Annotated in this window: 22 protein-coding genes; 8 read left to right on the top strand and 14 right to left on the bottom strand. The window is 67.2% G+C overall.

Annotated elements, in window-relative coordinates; genetic code table 11:
- Nucleotides 1-9: 9 nt before the first annotated feature.
- From LC039_RS04805 to coxB, 6 genes are all read right to left on the bottom strand, one after another.
- Nucleotides 10-699, bottom strand: a complete 690-nt coding sequence (locus LC039_RS04805) for an SURF1 family protein (protein WP_226621926.1) — start codon at nt 697-699, stop codon at nt 10-12.
- A gap of 347 nt (nt 700-1,046) precedes the next feature.
- Nucleotides 1,047-1,847 (bottom strand): cytochrome c oxidase subunit 3, encoded by an 801-nt coding sequence (locus LC039_RS04800; protein ID WP_226621925.1) that lies wholly within the window; start codon nt 1,845-1,847, stop codon nt 1,047-1,049.
- A 25-nt stretch (nt 1,848-1,872) separates the two neighbouring features.
- Complete coding sequence (locus LC039_RS04795; RefSeq protein ID WP_226621924.1) at nt 1,873-2,457, bottom strand: cytochrome c oxidase assembly protein; 585 nt, start codon at nt 2,455-2,457, stop codon at nt 1,873-1,875.
- Nucleotides 2,447-2,641 carry a hypothetical protein gene (locus LC039_RS04790; protein WP_226621923.1) on the bottom strand — a complete coding sequence of 65 codons (195 nt, stop codon included), beginning with the start codon at nt 2,639-2,641 and terminating at the stop codon, nt 2,447-2,449. The genes LC039_RS04795 and LC039_RS04790 overlap by 11 nt, the downstream gene beginning before the upstream one ends.
- On the bottom strand, nt 2,641-3,603 hold the full coding sequence (gene cyoE, locus LC039_RS04785) for a heme o synthase (protein WP_226621922.1): 963 nt from the start codon (nt 3,601-3,603) through the stop codon (nt 2,641-2,643). Before cyoE ends, LC039_RS04790 begins: the two co-directional genes overlap by 1 nt.
- Nucleotides 3,604-3,670: 67 nt before the next feature.
- Nucleotides 3,671-4,564, bottom strand: a complete 894-nt coding sequence (coxB, locus tag LC039_RS04780; protein ID WP_226621921.1) for a cytochrome c oxidase subunit II — start codon at nt 4,562-4,564, stop codon at nt 3,671-3,673.
- Nucleotides 4,565-4,750: 186 nt separating this feature from the next.
- Here coxB and tldD point away from each other — a divergent pair, with 186 nt between their 5' ends.
- The 6 genes from tldD to LC039_RS04750 all read left to right on the top strand — a co-directional run bounded on the left by tldD (nt 4,751) and on the right by LC039_RS04750 (nt 13,753).
- On the top strand, nt 4,751-6,172 hold the full coding sequence (gene tldD, locus LC039_RS04775; protein WP_226621920.1) for a metalloprotease TldD: 1,422 nt from the start codon (nt 4,751-4,753) through the stop codon (nt 6,170-6,172).
- A gap of 258 nt (nt 6,173-6,430) precedes the next feature.
- Nucleotides 6,431-7,609, top strand: coding sequence for a DNA-processing protein DprA (dprA, locus tag LC039_RS04770; protein WP_413463810.1), 1,179 nt, complete (start codon nt 6,431-6,433; stop codon nt 7,607-7,609).
- Nucleotides 7,610-7,763: 154 nt separating this feature from the next.
- Entirely contained in the window at nt 7,764-10,454 is a 2,691-nt protein-coding gene (topA, locus tag LC039_RS04765) for a type I DNA topoisomerase (RefSeq protein WP_226621918.1), read from the top strand.
- 279 nt (nt 10,455-10,733) lie between these two features.
- On the top strand, nt 10,734-11,438 hold the full coding sequence (locus tag LC039_RS04760) for a CoA transferase subunit A (protein ID WP_226621917.1): 705 nt from the start codon (nt 10,734-10,736) through the stop codon (nt 11,436-11,438).
- Nucleotides 11,438-12,079 carry a CoA transferase subunit B gene (locus tag LC039_RS04755; RefSeq protein ID WP_226621916.1) on the top strand — a complete coding sequence of 214 codons (642 nt, stop codon included), beginning with the start codon at nt 11,438-11,440 and terminating at the stop codon, nt 12,077-12,079. Before LC039_RS04760 ends, LC039_RS04755 begins: the two co-directional genes overlap by 1 nt.
- Before the next feature lie 171 nt (nt 12,080-12,250).
- Nucleotides 12,251-13,753 carry an SLC13 family permease gene (locus tag LC039_RS04750; protein WP_226621915.1) on the top strand — a complete coding sequence of 501 codons (1,503 nt, stop codon included), beginning with the start codon at nt 12,251-12,253 and terminating at the stop codon, nt 13,751-13,753.
- Nucleotides 13,754-13,921: 168 nt separating this feature from the next.
- Here LC039_RS04750 and LC039_RS04745 read toward each other — a convergent pair whose 3' ends face one another.
- Both LC039_RS04745 and LC039_RS04740 read right to left on the bottom strand, forming a co-directional pair.
- Nucleotides 13,922-14,374 (bottom strand): phasin family protein, encoded by a 453-nt coding sequence (locus LC039_RS04745; RefSeq protein ID WP_092425191.1) that lies wholly within the window; start codon nt 14,372-14,374, stop codon nt 13,922-13,924.
- 145 nt (nt 14,375-14,519) lie between these two features.
- A complete protein-coding gene (locus LC039_RS04740; protein WP_226621914.1) occupies nt 14,520-16,316 on the bottom strand; it encodes a PHA/PHB synthase family protein in 1,797 nt (598 codons plus the stop codon).
- 161 nt (nt 16,317-16,477) lie between these two features.
- On the opposite strand from LC039_RS04740, the gene phaZ reads away from it, so the two are divergent.
- Complete coding sequence (gene phaZ / locus LC039_RS04735; protein WP_226621913.1) at nt 16,478-17,743, top strand: polyhydroxyalkanoate depolymerase; 1,266 nt, start codon at nt 16,478-16,480, stop codon at nt 17,741-17,743.
- Nucleotides 17,744-17,855: 112 nt separating this feature from the next.
- Here phaZ and LC039_RS04730 read toward each other — a convergent pair whose 3' ends face one another.
- From LC039_RS04730 to LC039_RS04715, 4 genes are all read right to left on the bottom strand, one after another.
- Nucleotides 17,856-18,395 carry an adenine phosphoribosyltransferase gene (locus tag LC039_RS04730; protein ID WP_226621912.1) on the bottom strand — a complete coding sequence of 180 codons (540 nt, stop codon included), beginning with the start codon at nt 18,393-18,395 and terminating at the stop codon, nt 17,856-17,858.
- Nucleotides 18,396-18,428: 33 nt separating this feature from the next.
- Nucleotides 18,429-19,052 (bottom strand): LysE family translocator, encoded by a 624-nt coding sequence (locus LC039_RS04725; RefSeq protein ID WP_226621911.1) that lies wholly within the window; start codon nt 19,050-19,052, stop codon nt 18,429-18,431.
- Nucleotides 19,053-19,124: 72 nt separating this feature from the next.
- A complete protein-coding gene (locus LC039_RS04720; RefSeq protein ID WP_226621910.1) occupies nt 19,125-19,997 on the bottom strand; it encodes an S-methyl-5'-thioadenosine phosphorylase in 873 nt (290 codons plus the stop codon).
- A gap of 57 nt (nt 19,998-20,054) precedes the next feature.
- Nucleotides 20,055-20,795 carry a sulfite exporter TauE/SafE family protein gene (locus LC039_RS04715; RefSeq protein ID WP_226621909.1) on the bottom strand — a complete coding sequence of 247 codons (741 nt, stop codon included), beginning with the start codon at nt 20,793-20,795 and terminating at the stop codon, nt 20,055-20,057.
- A 226-nt stretch (nt 20,796-21,021) separates the two neighbouring features.
- Here LC039_RS04715 and LC039_RS04710 point away from each other — a divergent pair, with 226 nt between their 5' ends.
- Entirely contained in the window at nt 21,022-22,641 is a 1,620-nt protein-coding gene (locus tag LC039_RS04710; protein ID WP_226621908.1) for a SulP family inorganic anion transporter, read from the top strand.
- A 227-nt stretch (nt 22,642-22,868) separates the two neighbouring features.
- Here LC039_RS04710 and rpe read toward each other — a convergent pair whose 3' ends face one another.
- Both rpe and LC039_RS04700 read right to left on the bottom strand, forming a co-directional pair.
- Nucleotides 22,869-23,564 (bottom strand): ribulose-phosphate 3-epimerase, encoded by a 696-nt coding sequence (rpe, locus tag LC039_RS04705; protein WP_226621907.1) that lies wholly within the window; start codon nt 23,562-23,564, stop codon nt 22,869-22,871.
- Between the two features lie 37 nt (nt 23,565-23,601).
- Nucleotides 23,602-24,537, bottom strand: coding sequence for a 2-hydroxyacid dehydrogenase (locus LC039_RS04700; protein WP_226621906.1), 936 nt, complete (start codon nt 24,535-24,537; stop codon nt 23,602-23,604).
- Nucleotides 24,538-24,552: the final 15 nt, after the last annotated feature.

The raw sequence follows: 24,552 nt of genomic DNA, 5'->3' as shown, positions 1-24,552 counted from the left end.
CATGGGGGCTCAGGCCTTTCCTGTCTTGGACTGCCGGCGGATGTAATAGCCGGTCATGATCAGCCACACCACGGCCAGCGAGAACCAGGTGATGGCATATTGCAGGTGATCGTTGGGAATGCCGCTGGGGCTGACCGGCAGCGGCTGGATCCTGGGGTCGGCGGGGTCGATCTCGCGCGCCACGACGAGCAGGGGTTCGGTCTGCAGCACCTCGGCCATTGCGCCGATGTCGCGGGCGAACCAGATATTGGCGTCGAGGTCGTTTTCCGGCGTCGAGCTGTTGCGATCGTCGGGCCAGTGCAGGTTTCCGGTCACGGTGACCGGGCCTGTGCTGCGGGCGGCGTCCTTGTCGGCATCGGCGGTGAAGCCGCGGTCGAGCAGCAGCAGGCGCGGCCCGCTCGGCGCGCCCTCCACCCGCAACGGCGAGATGATGCGGTAGCCCGCGCCGACCTGTTTCTGGCTGACCAGCACGCGGATCTCGCCGGGCAGGATCTCGCCCTGCAGGGCGACGGGCTGGTAACGCTGCTCGTCGGGCGAGATCATCCGGGGCAGGGGCTCTGCCGGGCCGGAAATGCGCGCCTCGATCTCGGCCAGCACGGCTTGCTTCCACTCGAGCCGGCGCAGCTGCCAACTGCCCAGCGATACGAGGATCGCGGCGCCGATCAGGCCGAAAAGCAAAGGAGCGAGGTAGCGGGTCAAGTAAGTCCGGTTCCGGGGTTCGGTCGAGTGTCGGGGGCGCCTGCGCGTCCTGCCTGCTTTAGCGCCTCTGCGCGGGGCACATCAAGGCGCGATTGAGCCGCCAAGGCCCGCCCGGGCACAACTGCGGCAAAGGCGCAGGGGCTTCGCGCCTCTGCCGTTGCGCCGCAGCCACCCCGGCGTATTTGGTAAAAGAAGAGGGGCGGGGAGCGCCCATGCTTCTTCTCTTCCCAAATACGCCTGCCGGACGCGGGCCAGCACCGCGGCGCCGGGGCAGACGCGAAACGCCCGCCGAAAGCGGCGGGCGTCTGCAATGCTGGAAGACCGCGGGGCCTTTGGAGCGGGAAGGCTCAGCCGCCCCAGATGTAGATCGAGGCGAAGAGGAACAGCCAGACCACGTCGACGAAGTGCCAGTACCAGGCCGCGGCCTCGAAGCCGACGTGCTTGTCGGGGGTGAAATCGCCCTTCATCAGCCGCAGCAGGCAGACGAAGAGGAAGATCGTCCCGATGATCACGTGCATGCCGTGGAAGCCGGTCGCCATGAAGAAGTTGGCGCCGTAGATGTTGCCCGAGAAGCCGAAGGCCGCGTGGCTGTACTCATAGGCCTGGAAAATGGTGAAGAGCACGCCGAGGGCGATGCCGATGGTCAGGCCCCACTTCATGTCCTCGCGGTTGTTCTCGTGCACCAGCGCGTGGTGCGCCCAGGTCACGGCGGCGCCCGAGCAGAGCAGGATCAGCGTGTTGATCAGCGGCAGGTGCCAGGGGTCGAAGGTCTCGATCCCGGCGGGGGGCCAGACGCCGTCGACCGCCGGCGAGTTCGGACCCATCGGGTAGAGCGCGTGTTTGAAGAACGACCAGAACCAGGCGAGGAAGAACATCACCTCGGACATGATGAACAGGATGAAGCCGTATTTCAGGCCGATCTGCACCACCGGGGTGTGATCGCCGACGCGGCTTTCCACGATCACCTCGGACCACCAGCCGAACATCGTGTAGAGCACGCCGACGAAGCCGGCGAGGAAGATCCACGGCCCGCTGTCGTGCATCCACAGCACCGCGCCGAACAGCATGACGAAGGCCGAGGCCGAGCCGATCAGCGGCCAGGCTGATGGGGGCAGGATATGGTAGTCGTGGTTCTTTGCATGCGCCATCTCGTTTCCCTCGTTGGTCAGGCGGTCAGTTCACGGAACTGGTGTCCGCTTCTTCTTTGGCGAGAGCGGCCTGCGTCTCCTCTGGCAGGTCGATCTCGTAGAAAGTGTAGCTGAGCGTGATGTGCTTGGCGAACTTCGCGTCGGGATCGTTGACGATCTCGGGGTCGACGTAGAAGCTCACCGGCATTTCCACCCGCTCGCCGGGCATGAGCACCTGCTCGGTGAAGCAGAAGCACTCGATCTTGTTGAAATAGGCACCGGCATCGAAGGGGGCCACGTTGTAGGCGGCCTGCCCGGCGATGGGGCGATCGGTGGGATTGTACGCCTCGTAGAAGGCCAGCCCATCCTCGCCGATGCGCAGCGTCATCTCGGTCTGCATCGGCTTGAACTCCCAGGGCATGCCCCGGTCCTTCGAGGCATCGAAGCGAATCTTGATGGTCTGCTCGAGGATCTGCGAGGAGTCCCCTGTGGCGACATTGGTGGTGCCGCCATAGCCGGTGACCCGGCAGAACCAGTTGTAGAAGGGCACCGCTGCCCAGGCCATGGCGCCCATGAAGACCACCACGCCGATCAGCGACCAGAGGGTTTTTGTCGTCCCCTTAGTTGCCACTCTGCACCTCACCTGCGCCGGATTCCGCGCCCTGCGGTGCGGTCGATGCGGAAAAGTCGCCCGAGCCGATCTTCACCAGGGTCAGCCCGAAGACGATCGCAATGAAGGCGGCGAGGGTCAGACCCACGCCGATATTGCGGCCGCGGCGGCGCTGGTGCAGCTCATGCTCGTGCGCGATGCCCATCAAAAGCCTCCCAGCAGGTCGATGCCGAAGCGCGCCAGCCCTGCCTCGACCAGGATCGCGCCGAAGTGCGCGAAGAGGTAGAGCAGCGAGAGCTTGAAGAAGCTCTTCTCGGTCTTGAAGTTGTCCGCTTCCGACATGGTCTCGTCGCGGCGGAAAATGTCCCAGGCGCCCTTGAGGAAGAGCACGTTCAGCACCAGCGCGACGGCCAGGTAGATCGGACCGCCCACCGAGGTGAAGCCGGTGCCGATGGCCAGCGCCGCCAGCAGGATGGTGTAGACGAGGATGTGCTTGCGGGTCGACCGGCGGCCGTGGGTCACGGTCAGCATCGGCACCTTCGCATCGTCGTAATCGGAGCGCATGAACAGCGCGAGCGCCCAGAAGTGCGGCGGCGTCCACATGAAGGTCAGGCAGAACATCAGCACGGCCTCGACGCTGACCGATCCGGTCGCGGCGGCCCAGCCGATCATCGGGGGGAAGGCGCCCGCGCCGCCGCCGATGACGATGTTCTGCGGCGTCGAGCGCTTCAGCCACATGGTGTAGATCACTACGTAGAAGAAGATGGTGAAGGCCAGCAGACCGCCGGCCAGCACGTTGGTGGCGAGCGCGAGGAAGACGCAGGAGAAGCCCGAGAGCGCGAGGCCGATGGCCAGCGCCTCGCCCGGCTCCACGCGGCCCGAGGGGATCGGGCGCTTGGCGGTGCGCTTCATCACGGCGTCGATGTCGGCATCCCACCACATGTTCAGCGCGCCGGAGGCGCCGCCGCCGACGGCGATGAACAGGATGGCGCAGAAGCCGACGAAGGGGTGAACCGGGACCGGCGCGGCCAGCAGGCCGACGAAGGCGGTGAAAACCACCAAGGTCATGACGCGCGGCTTGAGCAGGGCGAAATAGTCGCCGAACTGCGCATCATACTCGGACGCGCGGACTGCCGGGGCTGCCGTGTTGGTGGTGAGGTCGCTCATCTTGGTCTCGATTCAGGTCTTGGCGGCGCGCCCTCCTCCTCGAGCGCGCCGCCTTGTTGCAAAGGGGTTAGGACGCGGCCAGGAACTGGCGCACGTCGACGTAGCCGCCGTCCTCCTGCGAGGCGGCGAGCCAGGCGTCATAGGCTTCCTGGCTGACCACCTTGACGGTGATCGGCATGTAGGCGTGGCTGATGCCGCAGAGTTCCGAGCACTGGCCAAAGAACACGCCTTCGCGCTCGGGCTTGAACCACAGCTCGGCGATGCGGCCCGGAACGGCGTCCTGCTTTACGCCGAAGGCGGGGATGGTCCAGGAGTGGATCACGTCGGCGCCGGTCACCTGCATGACCACAGTCTTGCCGACGGGAACCACCACGGCGCTGTCGGTGGCGAGCAGGAACTCGGAGTCGCTGTAGCCGGCGTCCTGAAGCTGCGCCGAAACCTCGGGGTTCATGCGGTTGTCGCCGCCCGTCGCCGGGGCGCCGATCATGTAGCCGTCGTAGGCGAGGTCGGTACCGACGTATTCATAACCCCAGTACCATTGGTAGCCGGTCACCTTGATGACCACATCGCCCTCGGGGATTTCCTGCTGCTTGAACAGCACGGGCAGCGAGAAGGCGCCGATCACCACGAGGATGACGATCGGACCGAGCGTCCAGGCGATCTCCAGCGGGGTGTTGTGGGTGAAGCTCTTGGGGTTCGGGTTGGACTTGCCGTTGAAGCGCAGCACCGCGAAGGCGAGCAGCGCGATAACCAGGATACAGATCGCGGTGATGATCACGAGCAGCATCCCGTCGAGCCATTGAAGATCGCGCGCCAGCTCGGTCGAGGCGGGCTGGAAGCCGGTGCCGCCCGCCTGCGGGTGGCCGACCAGTTCCAGCGAGTCCTGCGCCAGGGCGGGCGCGGCCAAGGCTGCGGCGAGGGTGCCGGTCGCGAGGCCCTTCAGCATCGAAAGTTTACGCATGTATCACCTGATCCGGTTGTCATTCTTCTCTGCGGACAGGAGGATTCACCCCCGAGCCGCCGCCCGAAGAGCCTCCTCCCTGTTGTTGTGGACTTTAAAAAGCACATTGCGCCCATCAAATAAAGATGAACGCTTGCGGCAAAAGCGCACTTTTTTGATCCAGATCAAATCTAAAAGGAAGACCACATGAGCGAAAGCCCTTTCCGGCCCTTTGAAACGGCCCTCGATCTGGAGCGGACCCTGGGGCAACTGCGTAACGCTGTCGCGGGGGCCGATGACGGCGAATTGTTCCTCGAACGCCGCCGCGGCGAGGCGCTGGTGCTCGACGACGGGCGAATCAGAACCGCCAGCTACGACGCCTCCGAGGGCTTCGGCCTGCGCGCGGTGCGCGGCGAGGTGGCGGGCTATGCCCATTCCACCGAGATCTCCGAACAGGCGATCTCGCGTGCCGTCGAGACTGCACGGCTGGCGGTCGGCGATGGCGGCGGGGTGCTCGCCCCGCCGCCCGCGGGCACCAACCGCAAGCTCTACACCGATGCCGATCCGATCGCCGGGCACAGCTTCTCGGTGAAGCTCGAGACCTTGCGCGAGATCGACGCCTTCGCCCGCGACCTCGATCCGCGCGTGGTGCAGGTGACCGCCACGATCGCCGCCTCCTGCCAGGAGGTCGCGATCCTGCGCCCCGAGGGCGGGCTGGTCTCTGACGTGCGGCCGATGACCCGCGTCACGGTGAGCGTCATCGTCGAGGAGAACGGCCGCCGCGAACAGGGCGCGGCCTCGGGAGGCGGGCGCTACCTGCTGGACGGGCTGCTGGAGCCCTCGGCGTGGCAGGCGCAGGCGCGCGAGGCGCTGCGTGTGGCGCTGGTGAACCTGCGGGCCGAGGATGCGCCAGCCGGCGTCATGGACATCGTGCTCGGGCCGGGCTGGCCGGGGATCCTGCTGCACGAGGCGGTGGGGCACGGGCTCGAGGGCGATTTCAATCGCAAGGGCAGCTCCGCCTTCGCCGGGCTCATGGGCCAGCGCGTCGCCGCGCCGGGCGTCACCGTGGTCGACGATGGCACCATGCCGGACCGTCGCGGCTCGATCTCGGTGGATGACGAGGGCACGCCCTCGGCGCGCAACGTGCTGATCGAGGACGGCATCCTCGTGGGCTACATGCAGGACCGGCAGAACGCCCGGCTGATGGGGGTGGAGGCCACCGGCAACGGCCGCCGCGAGAGCTATGCGCATGCGCCCATGCCGCGGATGACCAACACCATCATGGAGGGCGGCGACGCCGACCCGCAGGACATCGTCGCGGATCTTGAGGACGGCATCTGGGCCGTCGGCTTCGGCGGCGGGCAGGTGGATATCACCAACGGCAAGTTCGTCTTCTCCTGCACCGAGGCCTACCGGGTGAAGAACGGCAAGGTCGGCGCGCCGGTGAAGGGCGCGACGCTGATCGGCGACGGCGCCACGGCGCTGCAGCACGTGCGGGCGCTCGGCAACGACATGGCGCTCGACCCGGGCATGGGCAACTGCGGCAAGCAGGGGCAATGGGTGCCGGTGGGCGTGGGGCAGCCGACGGTGATGATCGGCGGGCTCACCGTGGGCGGCGCCGGCAGCTGAACGCGGCCATGGTGCCTGCATGTACGAGAGGCGCTGCCCCTCGCGCCGAAGGCGCGGCACCAAGGACCGGCGCCGAGGGCGGTGCACCAAGGATCGGCGCCGAAGGCGCAGCACATCTCCGAAAGGCGAGGGGCGCTGCCCCTCGCGCTCCCCGGCGTATTTTGAAAGAGAAGAAGGGCAGGCCGCGTCGACCGGCCGACTTCATGCTTGCTTAACCAGTCATCGGGTAGAGAGGATCTCGCAAGAGGCGGGATCAGGATGACCGGGCCCACACAGACTTCCAACCACCCCCCACTCCCACCCACCACGGAAGCCGACCGGATGGACTGGCTCCGTCTCTTGCGCTCGCGCCGCGTGGGTCCGACGACCTTCTGGCGGCTGCTGGCCGAACATGGCTCGGCTGCGGGCGGACTAGCGGCGCTGCCCGCGGTGGCGGCCGAGGCCGGAGTCGAGGGGTACAGGGTCTGTCCCGAGGCGGTCGTGCAGGCGGAATTGGCGGCGGGCGCGCGCGCCGGGGCGCGGCTGGTGTTTCGCGGTGCGCCGGACTACCCGCCGGGGCTGGCCGAGATGGAAGATGCGCCGCCGTTGCTCTGGGTAGTCGGGCAGGGGGCGCTTCTGCGCCGGCCTGCCGTGGCCCTTGTGGGGGCACGCAATGCCTCCTCGCTCGGGGCGCGCACGGCGCGGCAACTGGCGCGGGGGCTGGCCGAGGCGGGCTGGCTCGTGGTCTCCGGGCTCGCGCGCGGCATCGATGCCGAGGCGCATCGCGCGGCGCTTGGGGCCGGTGCGAAGGCCGGTGCGGAGATCGGTGCCGAGGGCGGCACGGCGGCGGTCATGGCGGGCGGGGTCGACGTGGTCTACCCCAAGGAGAACGCGCGCCTCGCGGCCGAGATCCGGGCGCGCGGCGTGCTGCTTTCCGAACAGCCCATGGGCGTGCAGCCGCAGGCGCGGCATTTCCCAACCCGCAACCGCATCGTCTCGGGCATGGCTCAGGGCGTCGTGGTGGTCGAGGCCGCGGTGAAGTCGGGCTCGCTGATCACCGCGCGCTGCGCGCTCGACCAGGGGCGCGAGGTCATGGCGGTGCCCGGCCACCCGCTCGACGGACGGGCCGGGGGCTGCAATCTGCTGCTGCGCGACGGCGCCCGGCTGGTGCGCCATGCCGAGGACGTGATCGAGGCGCTGGCGCGACCGGAGCCGCCCGACATCACCGAGGTGATCGAGGAGATCCCGCCGCCGCCGCCCGAGCGGCGCAGCCGCGCCGAGACGCTGGCGCTGCACCAGCGCATCCTCGACCGGCTCGGCCCGGTGCCGGTGCCGGAGGATCAGGTGATCCGCGACCTTGGCGGGCAGGTGGGCCAGATCGCCCCGGCGCTCACCGATCTGGAACTCGAAGGCCGGCTCGATCGCCTGCCCGGCGGTCTGCTGAGCCGCCCGTCCTGAGCCGCGGAGCGGCGCGAATTCGTGGCAATTCGCCCGTGTTGCAAGGGCCCCGTGAGCGGGCCACATTGACATTTCCCCCTTGCGTCCCACATCTTGCGCCGCCATAGCGGCAGGCAAGCCGTTTTGAGCACAGCGTTGCAATGAGGTCTCATTTATGCCCGTCGTCGTCGTCGAATCCCCGGCCAAGGCCAAGACAATCAACAAGTATCTGGGATCCGACTACACGGTGCTCGCCTCCTACGGCCACGTGCGCGACCTGCCTCCGAAGGACGGATCGGTCGACACCGAGCACGACTTCGACATGAAATGGGAGATCGCGAACGACTCGCGCAAGCACGTCTCCGCGATCGCCGAGGCGCTGAAAAGCGACAACGCGCTCATTCTCGCGACCGACCCCGATCGCGAGGGCGAGGCGATTTCGTGGCACCTGAAGGAGGCACTGACCAAGCGCCGCTCGATCAAGAAGGACACGGCGGTCAGCCGCGTGACCTTCAACGCGATCACCAAGGCCGCGGTCACCGAGGCGATGAAGAACCCGCGCGAGATCGACGCGCCGCTGGTCGAGGCCTATCTCGCCCGCCGCGCGCTCGACTACCTCGTCGGCTTCAACCTCTCGCCGGTGCTCTGGCGCAAGCTGCCGGGCGCGCGATCCGCGGGCCGCGTGCAATCGGTCTGCCTGCGGCTCATCGTCGAGCGCGAGATGGAGATCGAGGCCTTCAATCCCCGCGAATACTGGCAGGTGAAGGCGCTGCTCTCGACCCCGCGCGGGCAGGAGTTCGAGGCCCGGCTGACCACGCTCGCCGGCAAGAAGCTCGACCGTTACGACCTTGAAAACGCCACGCAGGCCGAGATGGCGGTGCAGGCGGTGGCCAAGCGTGCTCTGAAGATCCTCTCGGTCGAGGCGCGGCCCAGCACCCGCAACCCCTCGGCCCCTTTCATGACCTCGACCCTGCAGCAGGAGGCGAGCCGCAAGTTCGGCATGGGCGCGCGGGCCTGCATGAACGCGGCGCAGCGGCTCTACGAGGCGGGGCACATCACCTACATGCGGACCGACGGCATCGACATGGCCCCCGAGGCGGTGACCGCCTGCCGCGAGGCCATTGGCGATCGCTTCGGCAAGGAATACGTGCCCGGCAGCCCGCGCATCTACAAGAACAAGGCGAAGAACGCGCAGGAAGCGCACGAGTGTATCCGCCCGACCGACATGACCCGCGACGCGGGCGATCTGAAGCTGCGCGAGGATGACCAGCGCAAGCTCTACGACCTGATCTGGAAGCGCACGCTGGCCTGCCAGATGGAAGCGGCGAAACTCGAGCGCACCACGGTCGAGATCGGTTCGGACGACCAGCAGGTCGGTCTGCGCGCCACCGGCCAGGTCGTGGTGTTCGACGGTTTCCTCAAGGTCTACGAAGAGGGTCGCGACGACGTTGCCGACGATGACGACAAGCGCCTGCCGCAGATCATGCAGGGCGAGACCGCGGCCTTCGCCAAGTCCGGTCTGAAAGCGCAGCACGAGAAGGCGGCCGAGCGCGCCACCGCCGCCTCGGGCGTCTCGTCGATCCTGGCCGACAACAATGCTGTCCTGGGCACCCAGAGCTTCACCCAGCCGCCGCCGCGCTACACCGAGGCGACGCTGGTCAAGCGCATGGAGGAGCTGGGCATCGGGCGTCCGTCGACCTATGCGTCGGTGATCACCACCATCCAGGACCGCGAGTACGTCAAGAAAGAGCAGAACCGCCTGATCCCCGAGGACAAGGGCCGGATCGTCACGATCTTCCTGCTCAACTTCTTCCGCAAGTACGTGGGCTACGAGTTCACCGCCGAGCTGGAGAACGAGCTCGACGAGGTCTCGGCGGGCGAGATGGACTGGAAGGCGCTGCTCGGCAAATTCTGGCGTGACTTCTCGGCGGCGATCTCCGAGACCTCCGAGCTGCGCATCTCCGAGGTGCTCGACGTGCTCGACGACGCGCTGGCGCCGCAGCTCTATCCGCCGCGCGAGGACGGCTCCGACCCGCGCGTCTGCCCCAAGTGCGGCACCGGGCAGCTGCACCTCAAGACTTCGCGCACCGGCGGCTTCGTCGGTTGCGGCAACTACCCCGAGTGCACCTACACCCGTCCGATCGCGGGCGAGGGGGCCGAGGGCGACGAGCGTCTGCTGGGCGAGGATCAGGGCGACGAGATCTGGCTCAAGGCCGGGCGCTTCGGCCCCTACGTGCAGCGCGGCGAGCCGACCCCCGAGAACAAGAAGCCGCCGCGGGCCTCGCTGCCGCGCGGCTGGTCCAAGGACGAGATGACGCTGGAGAAGGCGTTGGTGCTGCTGTCGCTGCCGCGCGAGGTGGGTGAACACCCCGAGGGCGGCATGGTGTCGAGCAACTTCGGGCGTTTCGGCCCGTACATCATGCACCAGCTTCCCGACGACGCGAAGCCGACCTACGTCAACCTCAAGGATCCGGCGGATGTCTTCGAGATCGGCATGAACCGCGCGGTCGAGATGCTGGCCGAGAAGCGGGCGAATCCCGGCGGCCGCGGCCGCGCCGCGGCTAAGGCGTTGAAGGAGCTGGGCGATCACCCGGACGGCGGCAAGATCGCCATCTTCGACGGGCGCTACGGGCCCTACGTGAAATGGGAGAAGGTGAACGCCACCCTGCCCAAGGACACCGAGCCGGACAGCGTGACCATGGAACAGGCGCTCGAGCTGATCGCCGAGAAGGCCGCGAAGTCCGGCAAGAAGAAGGCCGCACCCAAGAAGACCGCCGCCAAGAAGACGACCGCGAAGAAAACCACCGCCAAGAAGACCACGGCGAAGAAGGCTCCTGCGAAGAAAGCCGCCGACTCGGGCGAGTAAGGGGCGTCCATCGCAGGTCCGGATCGGCCCGCGCCACCTCTGGCGCGGGCCTTCTCATGTCCGGCGGGCGCGCGCCTGCGCTTGCGGCGGGGATATTTCCGCCATGCGGAAGGGGCTTGCGGCGGCGCGCGCGGGAGGCGATGCTGCAATGCGGCGTCGTCATGCTGCGTTTGCGAGGGTGACTTGGCGGGATGCCTCTCGCGGGGGCGGGTGGCTTCGTTGACTCTGGATGTTTCGCGGGTGACAAGTCTCGCAGACTCTTTCTTTCGGGAGGACGAAATGAAGAAAGTATACGGCTCCGCCGCCGAGGCGCTGGACGGGCTGCTGTTCGACGGGATGACCATCGCGGCGGGCGGCTTCGGCCTCTGCGGCATCCCCGAGCTGCTGATCGATGCCATGGTCGAGAGCGGCGTCAAGGATCTGACCATCGCGTCGAACAACTGCGGCGTCGATGGCTTCGGCCTCGGCAAGCTGCTCGACACCAAGCAGATCAAGAAGATGATGAGCTCCTACGTGGGCGAGAACGCCGAGTTCATGCGCCAGTACCTGTCGGGCGAGCTTGAGCTCGAGTTCAACCCGCAGGGCACACTGGCCGAGCGCATGCGTGCCGCCGGCGCGGGCATCCCGGGCTTCTACACCAAAACCGGCGTTGGCACCGTGGTGGCCGAGGGCAAGGAGACCAAGGTCTTTGGCGGCGAGGAATACGTGCTCGAAGAGGGCATCTTTGCCGATCTGTCCATCGTCAAAGCGTGGAAGGCCGACACCTCGGGCAACTGCGTGTTCCGCAAGACGGCGCGCAACTTCAACCCGCCGGCGGCCATGTGCGGCAAGGTCTGCGTCATGGAAGTGGAAGAGATCGTGCAGCCGGGCGAGCTTGACCCCGATCACATCCACCTGCCGGGCATCTTCGTGCATCGCATCATCAAAGGTGAGCACGAGAAGCGGATCGAACAGCGCACCACGCGCAAGCGGGAGGACGTGTAATGCCCGGAGAAATCAAGGGTTGGGATCGCAACCAGATGGCCGCGCGCGCGGCCGAGGAACTCGAAGACGGCATGTATGTGAACCTCGGGATCGGCATCCCGACGCTTGTGGCCAACTACGTCGGCGACAAGGAGATCACGCTGCAGTCCGAGAACGGCATGCTGGGCATGGGGCCCTTCCCCTATGAGGGCGAAGAGGATCCGGATCTCATCAACGCCGGCAAGCAGACGATCACCGAACTGCCCAAGACGTCGTATTTCGACAGTTCCATGTCCTTTGCGATGATCCGCGGCGGCAAGATCGCGGCGGCCATCCTGGGCGCCATGGAAGTGGCCGAAAACGGCGACCTGGCGAACTGGATGATCCCCGGCAAACTGGTCAAGGGCATGGGCGGCGCCATGGACCTGGTGGCGGGCGTCGGCCGCGTCATCGTGGTCATGGATCACACCAACAAACACGGCGACAGCAAGCTGCTGAAGGAATGCACCCTGCCGCTGACCGGCAAGGGCGTGGTGGATCGGATCATCACCAACCTCGGCGTGCTGGATGTGGTCGAGGGCGGTCTGAAGATCGTCGAGACCGCCGAGGGTGTGACCGAGGACGAGCTGCGCGCTGCGACCGAGGCGACCATCGTCAACTGAGCCGCTCCGGCCTCCGATGCACAGAGTTTGAAGGCGCGGCCCCCTTGGGCCGCGCCTTTTTCTATGCCGCCATGGGCCGAACTCGCGCAGTTGTGACCCGTGCCCCTTGCCCTTCGGCCCGAAAGCTGGTGCAGCACTCCGGACTACCATACCACGATGGCGGAGCCGAGAATGCGGACAGATCCCAGCGAACGCGAGTTGCAGGCGCAGACCAACCCCAACCACCCGCCGCAAGACAGCACAGTCGAGATGATTTCGTCCGCGAAGCTCGTGGCGCTGATCGCCGGGCCGCTGGCGGCACTGCTGATCTACCTGCTGCCCGCACCGCCCGAGATGCCGCTGGTGGCCTGGCACCTGGTGGCGCTGACGCTGTGGATGGTGATCTGGTGGCTGAGCGAGGCGGTGCCGCTGCCCGCCACCGCGCTGCTGCCCATCGTCATGCTGCCGCTGCTGGACATCCAGCCGGTGGGCGAGGTGACGGCGCGCTACGGCAACCACCTGATCTTCCTCTTCCTCGGCGGCTTCATCCTGGCGGGGGGCATGCAGCGCTGGGGGCTGCACCGGCGCATCGCGCTGTTCATCGTGCGGCTGATCGGCACCACGCCGCAGCGCATCGTGCTGGGCTTCATGCTGGCCACGGCCTTCCTGTCCATGTGGATCTCGAACACCGCCACCGCGGTGATGATGTATGCGGTTGGCGTCTCGGTGATCGAGTTCATCGACAGCCGTGTCGAGGACAAGAAGTTGGTGCACAACTTCGGCGTCGCGCTGATGCTGGCGGTGGCCTACGCGGCTTCGATCGGCGGCGTCGGCACGCTGATCGGCACGCCGCCCAACGCGCTGCTGGCGGGCCTCATGGCCGACAGCTTCGGCGTCGAGATCGGCTTCCTGCAGTGGATGCTGATCGGGGTTCCCGTGGTGCTGGTGATGCTGCCGCTCACCTTCTTCGTGCTGACCCGCATCGTCTTCCCGATGAAGGGGCTTGAGCTGGGGGAGGTGCGTTCGGTGATCGACGCCGAATATGCCGAGCTCGGCCGCATGGAGCGCGGCGAGAAGATCGTCGCGGCGGTCTTCGGCGCGGCGGCGCTGGCCTGGGTGTTCCGCGGCGCGCTGAACCTGCCGATCAACGACTCCGGCATCGCCATGGCCGCGGCCCTGCTGCTCTTTGCCATCCCGGTGAGCCGCAAGGACGGCTTCGTGATCGACTGGAACGTGGCGCGCACGCTGCCCTGGGGGGTGCTGATGCTATTCGGTGGCGGGCTGGCGCTGGCCGGGGCCTTCGACGCGACGGGGCTGGCCGAATGGATCGGCGGACGCGTTGCGGCGCTGCAGGGGATCGACCTGTGGATGCTGATCCTCGTGGTCGCCGTGGCGATCATCTTCCTGACCGAGATCACCTCCAACACCGCCTCGACCGCGACATTCCTACCGATCCTCGGCGCGGTGGCCGCCGGGCTCGGGATCGATCCGCAATGGCTGATGGTGCCGGTGGCGCTGGGGGCCTCGATGGCCTTCATGATGCCGGTGGCGACGCCGCCCAATGCGATCGTCTTCTCCTACGAGCGTATGACGCTGGGCGACATGGTGCGCGCGGGCTTCATCATCAACATCCTGAGCGTCGCGGCGGTCTTCCTCGCCATGCGGCTGCTGGCTGGGCCGGTCTTCGGCATCTGAGCCGGTCCGCCGCCGTCCCCGGCCTGGCACGCGACAATGACCCAGGGCAGGCGACAAAGAAAAAGGGCGGGCTCGCAAGAGCCCGCCCCACGCATTGCGCCGGAAACATGGGAGGAGAGGAGAGGCGCAACAGCTGCTCGCTCCGGGGAGTTCGGAGCGAAACCGGTCTTACTTCGCGGCTGCCGTGGTGGTCTTCTTGGCAGCGGCGGTCATGTCGTCCGTGGCCTTCTTGACGGCGGCGGAGGCATCTTCGGTGAAGTCCTTGCCGGCAGCCATCATCAGCTCGACCGTGTCCATCTGCACTTTCTTCGCGATCTCGGCGAAGGCGGCCATGTTCTCGGCAGCCACTTCAGCCTGGGCGGACGCGAAATCGGTCATCGCCTTGGCGTAGTCTGCCGGCTCTTTCTTGACCTTGGACATGTCGGAGAGCTTCGCCAGGGTTTCCTTGGTCCACTTGGCGGAGATCTCGGTGGATTTTTCAGCCGCTTCGAGCGCAACCGACGAGAGCTTCTCGTTCAGGGTTGCAGAGGTCTTGAAGGCTTCGTCCATGGCCTTGGTGTCCACGGGGAACGCGCCCATCATGTCCTTCATCATGGCGGTGAAGTCTTGAGTCTTAGCCATCCTTAAAATTCCCGTATTCAGCCTGGCGGGCCCACCCCGCGCTTTGTCTATCGGCTACAGACAATATGAATGCTGCACCGCAGCATTTCAAGGATTATTGCCGCAGCGCAGCAAAAATCGCGGAAGGTGCTGAATTGACGTAAAGTTAAGAAGCCTTCACCCGCACGTATTCGCCCGGGGCGGGGCAAAGCGGCGGATGCGCCGAATCGCCGGGGGTGCGCGCCGGCACCAGCTTGCCCGAGCGTTTGCGCAGCCAGGCCTCCCAGACCGGCCACCAGGACTCCTTGGCGTGGAAGTCCGCGCTTGCCTGCCAGTCCTCGGCAGAGAGCTTGAGGTCGGTGTTCAGGTAGTGGCCGTACTTGTTCTTGCTCGGCGGGTTCACGATGCCGGCGATATGGCCGGACTCCGACAGCACGAAGGTCTTCGAGCGTGCACCCATCTTCTGCACGCCGCGGTAGCAGTCCTTCCAGGCGGCGATGTGATCACCCTCGGCGGCGATCGACATCAGCGGCACGTCCACGTCCTTGATGTCGAGCTTGTGGCCGAGGATCTCGAACTCGCCCCGCGCGAAGAGGTTCTGCTGGCACAGCCCGCGCAGGTACTGGATCGTCATCTTGCCGGGCAGGTTGGCGCCGTCGCCGTTCCAGTAGAGCAGGTCGAAGGCCGGCGGGGTCTCACCCATCATGTAGCTGCGGATGGCGGGCGTGTAGATCAGGTCCGTCGAGCGCAGGAACGAGAAGGTGCGCGACATGATGAAGCTCTTGAGGATGCCGCTGGCATTGATCTCGGCCTCGATCCCGTCGACGAAATCGTCCTGCAGGAAGGGGGTGAACTCGCCCTGGTCGGCAAAATCGGTGAGCGTGGTGAAGAAGGTCGCCGACTTCACCGAGTTGTCACCGCGCTGCTTGAGCAGCGACAGGGTGAGCGCGAGCGTCGTGCCGGCGATGCAGTAGCCGACGGCATTGACCTGCTCGACGCCGCACATCTCGCGCACCAGCCGGATCGCCGCGAGATAGCCGTCCTCGATGTAATCCTCGAGCCCGACGTCGCTGTAGCTCTCGTCGGCATTGATCCAGCTGACCACGTAGAGCGTGTAGCCCTGGTCGACGATATACCGGATCAGGCTGTTCTGCGGCTTCAGGTCGAGGATGTAGTACTTGTTGATCCACGGCGGGAAGAGGATGATCGGCGTCTCGCGCACCTTCTCGGTGGTGGGCTTGTACTGGATCAGCTCCATCATGCGGTTGCGGTAGACCACCTCGCCCTCGGCGGTGGCGATGTTCTCGCCGAGCTTGAAGGCATCCTCGTCGGCCAGGCGCACCACCAGTTCGCCGTTGTTCGCCTCGAGGTCGGCGACGAGGTTCTCCATCCCCTTCACCAGGCTTTCGCCCTCGGTCTCCAGCGCCTTCTGCAGCGCGTCGGGGTTGGTGGCGAAGAAGTTCGTCGGCGCCATCATGTCGACGATCTGCCGGGCGAAGTAGCGCAGGCGCTTCTTTTCCTTGGGCTCGAGGTCGACGATCTCGTCGACCGAGCGGTGGATCGCCTCGGCGCTGATCAGGTATTGCTGCTTGATGAAGTTGAAATAGGGATGGCTGTCCCAGAGCGGGTTGGAAAACCGCTTGTCCCCGGGGCCGGTATCGTCCGGCGGGGTGAGCTGTCCGCCGGCGAGCGCGGTCTGCGCCTCGAGGTAATGGGTGAAAGCCTTGCCCCAGTAGGAGACCTGCTGTTCGAACACCTTGGCAGGGTTGTTCATCCAAGCCTGCCAGTAGGCATGGGCTGCCTTGCCATAGAGCAGCGGATCGGGACCACTTAACGCGGGATTGATCGGCTTACGTCGCGAAATCGCTTCCATAAGGCGTTGAGAAAGGGCTTCGATCTTCTCGATATTTGCTTCGAGTCGTGCGCGGTCAGACGTGACGTCCGTGCCCGGAGTAGTTGTCATAAGGTCGAATCCCCCCTACTTTCGGCCTGTTGCAGAATAACGGCGGCAGAGCGGGGGGCAAAGCGGCGAATTGGTCCGAAGCCCGGATCGGCGGTGGATGCGTGACGGGAGGCACGCAGGCACCGGAGGCCGTGAGCAACCGCAACTCAGGAGAAACGCGCATGCGTCAAATGGCGACCTACGACCTGATGGAAACCTTCCGGAACACCAACCAGTGGCTCGGGGCCACCGCGCGGACCATGGCCTCTTACCCGGCCTTCGCCGCGCTCCCCAACCCGATGATCGGCTGGATGGCCGCTTGGGGCGAGGTGACCGAGCGCACCTTCGAGCGCATGGTGGTCAAACCCGACTGGGGCATCCGCACGGTGACCTGCAACGATGGCCGCGACCACGTGGTCGAGCCGACCACCGTGGTCGAGAAGGCCTTCGGCGATCTGGTGCACTTCGAGGTGGTCGGCCGGCCGCCGAAGGAACGCAAGGTGCTGCTGGTCGCGCCCATGTCGGGCCACTACGCGACGCTGCTGCGCTCCACCGCGGTCTCGCTGCTCCCCGATTGCGAGCTCTACGTCACCGATTGGCACAATGCCCGCGACATCCCGGTCTCCGAGGGCAAGTTCGACATCGAGGATTACACCCTCTACCTGATGGACTTCATGCGCGCGCTGGGGCCGGACACCAATGTGATCGCGGTCTGCCAGCCGGCGCCGCTGACACTGGCCGCCACTGCCTATCTCGCGGAGCTCGAGCCCGCGGCGCAGCCGCGCACGATGACGCTCATCGGCGGTCCGATCGATCCCAATGCCACGCCCACCGACGTCACCGACTTCGGCCACCGGGTGACCATGGGCCAGCTCGAAGAGACGATGATCCAGCGCGTCGGCTACAAGTACGCGGGCGTCGGGCGGATGGTCTACCCGGGTCTGCTGCAGCTCGCCTCCTTCATGTCGATGAACGCCGAGCGCCACTCCAAGGCCTTCTCCGAACAGATCCTCCGTGTCGCGCGCGGCGAGGCCAAGGACCACGACGCGCACAACCGCTTCTACGACGAGTACCTCGCGGTGATGGACATGACCGCCGAGTTCTACCTCTCGACCGTCGAGCGGATTTTCAAGAACGGCGAGATCGCCTCGAACAATTTCGTGGTGGACGGGCACAAGGTCGACGTCGGCAAGATCACCGACGTTGCGGTGATGACCGTCGAGGGCGCCAATGACGACATCTCGGCCCCCGGCCAATGCGTCGCGGCGCTCGATCTCTGCACCGGCCTGCCGGACAGCAAGAAAGGCCAGCACCTCGAACCGGGCGCGGGTCACTACGGTATCTTCGCCGGGCGCAGCTGGCGCAACAACATCCGGCCACTGGTGCTCGACTTCATCGACCGCAACTCGGACGCCCCGCGCAAGGCGGCCAACAGCAACGCGGCCTGAGCGGCGGGGCCAGGGGGGCGCTGCCCCCCTCTTGGCCTGGCGGCCAAATCACCCCCCGGCGTATTTTCAAAGAGAAGAAGGACGGGCGCGGCAGGGCCTTGGCCGGATGGCCTCAGAGCCCCTCGTAGGCGACCAGCGCGTGCACCTGCACGCCGAGCGCCTCGAGCCGCTTGCGGCCGCCGAGATCGGGCAGATCGACGATGAAGGCCGCGGCGCTCACCGTGCCGCCGAGCCGCTCGACCAGCGCCACCGCGGCCTCGGCGGTGCCGCCGGTGGCGATGAGATCATCCACCAGCAGCACCTGGTCGCCGGGGGTGACGGCATGTTCCGAGAGCTCCACCGTCGCCTCGCCGTATTCCAGCGCGTAGCTCTGGGCGATCACCGGGGGCGGCAGCTTGCCCTGCTTGCGCAGCGCGGCGAAGCCCGCCGAGAGCTGGTGCGCCACCGCGCCGCCGAGCAGGAAGCCGCGCGCCTCGGGGCCGATCACCTTGTCGATCTTCTGGCCGGTGAAGGGCAGGGTCAGCTGGTCGACCGCCAGGCGGAAGCCCTGCGGGTCGGCGCAGAGCGGCGTCACGTCGCGGAACAGGATGCCGGCGTGCGGGTAGTCGGGAATCGTGCGGATGTAATCGGGAATGGACTTGGGGGGCTTCATGCAGGCTTTCCTGTCGGGCCGCGCGCGAAAGGATCAGGCGGCGCGGCGCAGCGTGGCGGTGAGGGCACCCATGGCGATCAGCGCCACGCCGCCGGCGCGTGTGAGCCAGGCGAGCACCGAGGGGCGGCCGATCAGCCGGCGCAGCCGGTCGGCGGCCAGCGCATAGGCCAGCACGTTGAGCGCCGCAAGGGTGACGAAGGTGGCCACAAGCAGCGCGAACTGCGGCAGCAGCGGAGCGCCGGTGTCGACGAACTGCGGCACGAAGGCGATGAAGAAGGCGATGCTCTTGGGGTTCAGCGCGGTCACCGCCGCGGCATGGCCAAAGACGCCGCGGGCGCTGACCTCGCCGCGGGGCACGGCCAGACCGGCACCGGGCGCCGAGCGCAGCAGCTTCACCCCCATCCAGACGAGGTAGAGCGCGCCGATCCATTTCAGCACGGTGAAGGCCGTTGCCGAGGCTAGCACCAGCGCGCCGAGCCCCGCAAGCGACAGGGTCATCGCGGTGAAATCGCCGAGCGCCACGCCCGCCGCCGATGCCAGCGCGACCGAGCGGCCCTTGGAGAGCGCGTAGGACAACACGAGCAGCACCGTCGGGCCGGGGATCAGCAGCAGCGCGATGGAGGCGGCGACGAAGGTCAGCCATAGATCAAGGGGCATGACGGGATCCTGTCCAGTTCGGCGGCAGTCTGGCGCGGTCTCGTGCGCGGGGCAATGGCGGAAAGCTCGGTGCTAGAGCTGGCGGCCTGCCACCGCGTCCAGCCTTGCCAGCACCTCGGGATCGCGTGCTGCGGGGGCGGTGATGATCGCATGCTCCAGCGCGCGGTCGCAGCCGTGCGGGCAGGCTTCGCGCTCGGCCCCCAGCAGCGCGGGCAGCCGCGCGACCAGCGCCCGCGCCTTCTCGGCGTTGCCGTGCAGCACCTTGACGATGTCCGAGACCTCGACCGCGCCGTGCTCCTCGTGCCAGCAGTCGTAGTCGGTGACCATGGCGATGGAGGCGTAGCAGAGCTCGGCCTCGCGGGCGAGCTTGGCCTCGGGCATGTTGGTCATGCCGATGACATCGGCGCCCCAGCCCTCGCGGTACATGCGCGATTCTGCCAGGGTCGAGAACTGCGGACCCTCCATGGCGAGGTAGGTGCCGCCGTCATGCACGGTGATCCCGGCGTCCAGCGCCGCCGAGAGCGCATGGGCGCCGAGCCGCGGGCAGGTGGGGTGGGCCAGCGAGACATGCGCCACGCAGCCAGTGCCGAAGAAGCTCTTCTCGCGCGCGAAGGTGCGGTCGATGAACTGGTCGACGATGACGAAATCCCCCGGCGCCATCTCCTCGCGGAAGGAGCCGCAGGCGGAGACCGAGATCACATCGGTCACCCCGAGCCGCTTCAGCGCGTCGATATTGGCGCGGTAGGGCACGCTCGAGGGCGATAGCCGGTGGCCGCGCCCGTGGCGGGGCAGGAAGGCCATCGCCACACCGCCGAGGGTGCCGGTCAGCACCTGATCCGAGGGTGCGCCCCAGGGGGTGTCCACCGTGACCCACTTGCGGTCTTCCAGCGTGTCGAGATCGTAGACCCCGGACCCGCCGATCACCCCGATCATCGTCTGTGCCATGCGCGGTCTCCTTTTGCGCGCAGCCTGCCTCGCGGCGGCGGCGAAGAAAAGGGGGGCTCAGCCGATCAGCTCGCGGGTGCCGCGGAACAGCAGGATCAGCGACAGAAGAAACAGAAAGCTCTGGATCACCCGGATGTAGAGCGCCTCGGGCAGCCAGGCGGTGAGCTTGCGTCCGGCGTAGGTACCGGCCACGCCGGCGACCGCCAGCCCGCTGATCAACCCCCAGTTCAGCCCGTCGAGCTGGCCGATGGCGAAATAGGCCGGCAGCTTGACGAGGTTGCCCACGGCAAAGGAGATGGCGATGGTGCCGGCGAACTCGAGCTTCGGCAGGTGTTGCGGCAGCAGGAAGGCCTGGGCGGGCGGCGCGCCGGAATGGGTGATGAAACTGGCGATGCCAGTTGTGGTGCCCCAGAAGACTCCCGGCGCCACCCGCGCCTCGGCCTTTTCGCGGGCGCCGCGCTTAAGCCAGGCGCGCAGGCAGTACCAGAGCCCGATGGCGCCGGTGAAGAGCAGCAGCACGCTTTCGGGCGTGTAGGGGGTGATCAGCGTGGCGATGCCCACACCCAGCACGATCGACGGCGTCAGGATGGCAAGATTGCGCGCCGAGTAGTTGCGCCGGTAGAGCCAGACCCCGATCCAGTCGGTGACGATGTAAACCGGCAGAAGCGTGGCGGCGGCCTTCACCGGGTTCATGAACAGCGCCAGCATCGGCACGGCGATGGCGGCGGCCGAGGCCAGGCCGCCCTTCGATAGGCCGACGATCAGCGCGGCGAGGATCAGCAGGATGGTTTCGTTCAACGGCAGGCTCCCTTGCGGCGCGCTCCCTCCCCGGCGGACCACATGGGGCGAGGGCGGGCGATTGCCCGTTTTGCGGGCTCACACCCGCGCGAGCGGTGCCAGGGCCCTGCGCATCTGCATCAATCCGGGCAGATCTGCTGAATTCCTGCGCAGCCGGGTAGCGCTCGTGGCCTGCGTGCCTTATGGGCAAGGGCGCGCGCAAACAGACCGATTGGAATAGCTCCCCATGGCCAAAGCCCTCCTGGCGCGATACGCCAGCCGTATTCAGAAACCCGACCTGAGCCTGTCGCCGACGGCGCGGCTCACCCCCGCACAGATCCGCACCGACATCCTGTCGGGCCTGACCGTGGCGCTGGCGCTGGTGCCCGAGGCGGTGGCCTTCGCCTTCGTGGCGGGCGTGCACCCGCTGGTCGGCCTCTACGCCGCCTTCCTCGTCGGGCTGATCACCGCGCTGATCGGGGGCCGTCCGGGGATGATCTCGGGCGCCACCGGCGCGCTCGCCGTGGTCATGGTCGCGCTGGTGGCCGATCACGGCGTCGAGTATCTCTTCGCCACGGTGGTGCTTATGGGCATCCTGCAGATCTTCGCGGGCATCATGCATTGGGGCAAGTTCATCCGGCTGGTGCCGCATCCGGTGATGCTGGGCTTCGTCAACGGGCTGGCGATCGTGATCTTCATGGCGCAGCTGACGCAGTTCAAGGTGCCCGGCACGGCGGTTCCGGGCGTTACGGCCGGGGAATGGCTGTCGGGCCTGCAGCTTTGGACCATGCTGGCGCTGGTGGCGCTGACCATGGCGATCATCTGGCTGCTGCCCAAGCTGACCAAGGTGATCCCGGCGCCGCTCGCCGGCATCGCGGTGACCGCGGCCATCGTCATCGCCTTCGGGCTCGACGTGCCTCGGGTCGGCGACATGGCCTCGATCGAGGGCAGCTTCCCGCCGTTCCACCTGCCGATGGTGCCGCTCAACCTCGAGACGCTGCAGATCATCCTGCCCTACGCGGTGATCCTCGCGGCCATCGGGCTGATCGAGAGCCTGCTGACGCTCAACCTCGTCGGCGAGATGACTGGCCAGCGCGGCGGCGCCAGCCAGGAGTGCATCGCTCAGGGCACGGCCAATCTGGTCACCGGCTTCTTCGGCGGCATGGGCGGCTGCGCGATGATCGGCCAGTCGATGATCAACGTGAAGTCGGGCGGACGCACCCGCATCGCCGGCATCGTCGCGGCGCTTTTCCTGCTGTCGTTCATCCTCTTTGCCTCGCCGCTGATCGAGCTCATCCCGCTCGCCGCGCTGGTCGGGGTGATGTTCATGGTGGTGATCGGGACCTTCGCCTGGAACAGCTTGCGCATCCTCGCCAAGGTGCCGCTTATGGACGCTTTCGTCATCGTGCTGGTGACGGTGGTGACGGTGTTCGAGGACCTCGCCGTGGCGGTGGTCGTCGGGGTCATCGTCTCGGCGTTGGCCTATGCCTGGAACAACGCGCGCCGCATCCACGCCAAGAGCTACGCGACGCCTGAAGGGGCCAAGGTCTACCAGATCCAGGGCCCGCTCTTCTTCGGCTCGACGGACGGCTTCGCCGAGCTCTTCGACATCGAGGGTGACCCGAAGTCGGTGATCGTCGATTTCGCCGACAGCCGCGTGGTCGACCAGTCGGCGCTGCAGGCGATCGAGGCGGTGGCCGGCAAGTACGAGGCGGCGGGCAAGCGGCTGCAGCTGCGCCACCTGTCGCGCGACTGCCACCGCCTGCTGACCAAGGCCGGGCATCTCGTCATCGACAGCGACGACGACCCCGATTACGCGCTGGCAGCGGATTACCACGTGCGGACGGGGATCCTCGGCGGGCACTGAGCCCCGGGACACCAGAAATGAAAGAAGGGCGCCGCGGGAGATCGCGGCGCCCTTCTTGCGTCGAATTGCGTCGAACGGGAGAGGGGGCTCTGCCCTCGAGGCGCTGCACGCCTCTCCCCCGGGATATTTGTATCTAGACGAAGGGCATGGCCCCTGTTCTTCGTATAGAACCAAATATCCCCGCCGGAGGCCGGCCGGAGCCTGCCGCAGACGGGGTGCTTGAGGGGTCAGCCCTCGAAGCTGGCGCGAATGGCGCGGATGTTTTCGCCGTAGGGGGCGGGGGTCTCGACCGAGCCGCCCCGGAACACCGCCGAGCCGGCCACCAGCACGTCGGCGCCGGCCTCGACCACCAGCGGGGCGGTCGAGGGATCGACGCCGCCGTCGATCTCGATGTGGACCTCGCGGTCGCCGATCATCTCGCGCAGCCTGCGCACCTGCGCCACCTGGCTGTGGATGAACTTCTGCCCGCCGAAGCCGGGGTTGACGGTCATCAGGCAGACCAGGTCGCACATGTCGAGCAGGGGTGCGGCGGCCTCCACCGGCGTGCCGGGGTTGAGCGCGAGGCCGGCCCTGGCGCCGCAAGCCCGGATCGCCTGCAGCGTGCGGTGGGTGTGCGCGCCCGCCTCGAGGTGGGCGGTGATGATGTCGGCACCGGCGTCGGCGAAGGCCTCGATGTAGGGATCGACCGGGGCGATCATCAGGTGCACGTCCATGACCGTCGAGATATGCGGGCGGATCGCCTTCACCAGCGGCGGGCCGAAGGTGAGGTTGGGCACGAAATGCCCGTCCATCACGTCGACGTGGATCCAGTCGGCCCCCTGCGCCTCGACGGCGCGGATCTCGGCGCCGAAGTTGGCGAAATCGGCGGAGAGGATCGAGGGGGCGATCTTCACGGTGCGGTCGAAGGTCTCGGGCAGGGGCATGGCGGCAGCATCTCCAGTTAAGATGCGCCGCGCCTTATCAGTATCCCGCGTCCCGGTCCACAACATGCAGCAGCGGCTCGCCCGTGACGCCGCGCCGCACGTTCTCGGCAATCACCCGCGAGGCCGAGTCGACCCGGGTCTCGGCGGCGATATGGGGGGTCACGGTCACCTTGGGGTGCGCCCAGAACGGGTGGTCCTGCGGCAACGGCTCGACGCGGAAGACGTCGAGCGTGGCGTGGCCGACCTGCCCGGCATCGAGCGCCGCCAGCAGCGCGGCGTCGTCGATCAGCGGGCCGCGCCCGGGGTTGATGATCGCGGCGCCCGGCGCCAGCAGGGCGAATTCGTCGGCGCCCATCGTGTTCTCGGTCTGCGGGGTGAAGGGCAGCAGCAGCACGACGATCTGCGCGCCGGTGAGCGCCTCGGCCAGCCCCTCGGCGCCCGAAAGGCAGCGGATGCCCTCGATCTCGCGCGGCGTGCGACTCCAGCCGGTGACCGGGAAGCCGATCTGCGCCAGCTGCCGGGCGCAGGCGCTGCCGAGCATGCCGAGGCCGAGCACGGTGACCGGGCGCGCGCGCGCCAGCGGCGGGGCCTTGTTCAGCCAGACGTGCTTGGGGTTCACGATATGCGCATCCATGCCGAGATGGTGGCGCAGCGCGTGGCCGGTGACATATTCCACCATGCCCTGCGTCAGACCCTCGTCGTCGACCATCCGCGTGAGCGGCACCGTCAGCTTGTCGTTGCCGACGATCTTCTCGACCCCGGCCCAGAGGCTCAGCACGGCCTTCAGCTTGGGAAAGCCGGTGAAGTCGGTCAGCCCGGAGCTGGGGGCGTAGACGACGTACTCGGCCTCTTCCGCGGCGATGTCGCGACCGAGCTGGTAGTCGACCCCGGTGGCGTCGAGCGCCTCGGTGAGCGGCACGCGGTAGGCGTCCCAGCTGTCCTGCGGGGCGGCGAAGAGGATCTTGGTGGTCATGGACGTCCTTGGTTG

Source organism: Alloyangia pacifica, assembly GCF_020524285.1.
Classification (GTDB): Bacteria; Pseudomonadota; Alphaproteobacteria; order Rhodobacterales; family Rhodobacteraceae; genus Salipiger; species Salipiger pacificus_B.
The sequence above is the reverse complement of the archived record's forward strand: the minus strand, read 5'-3'. Positions and strand labels throughout refer to the sequence as shown.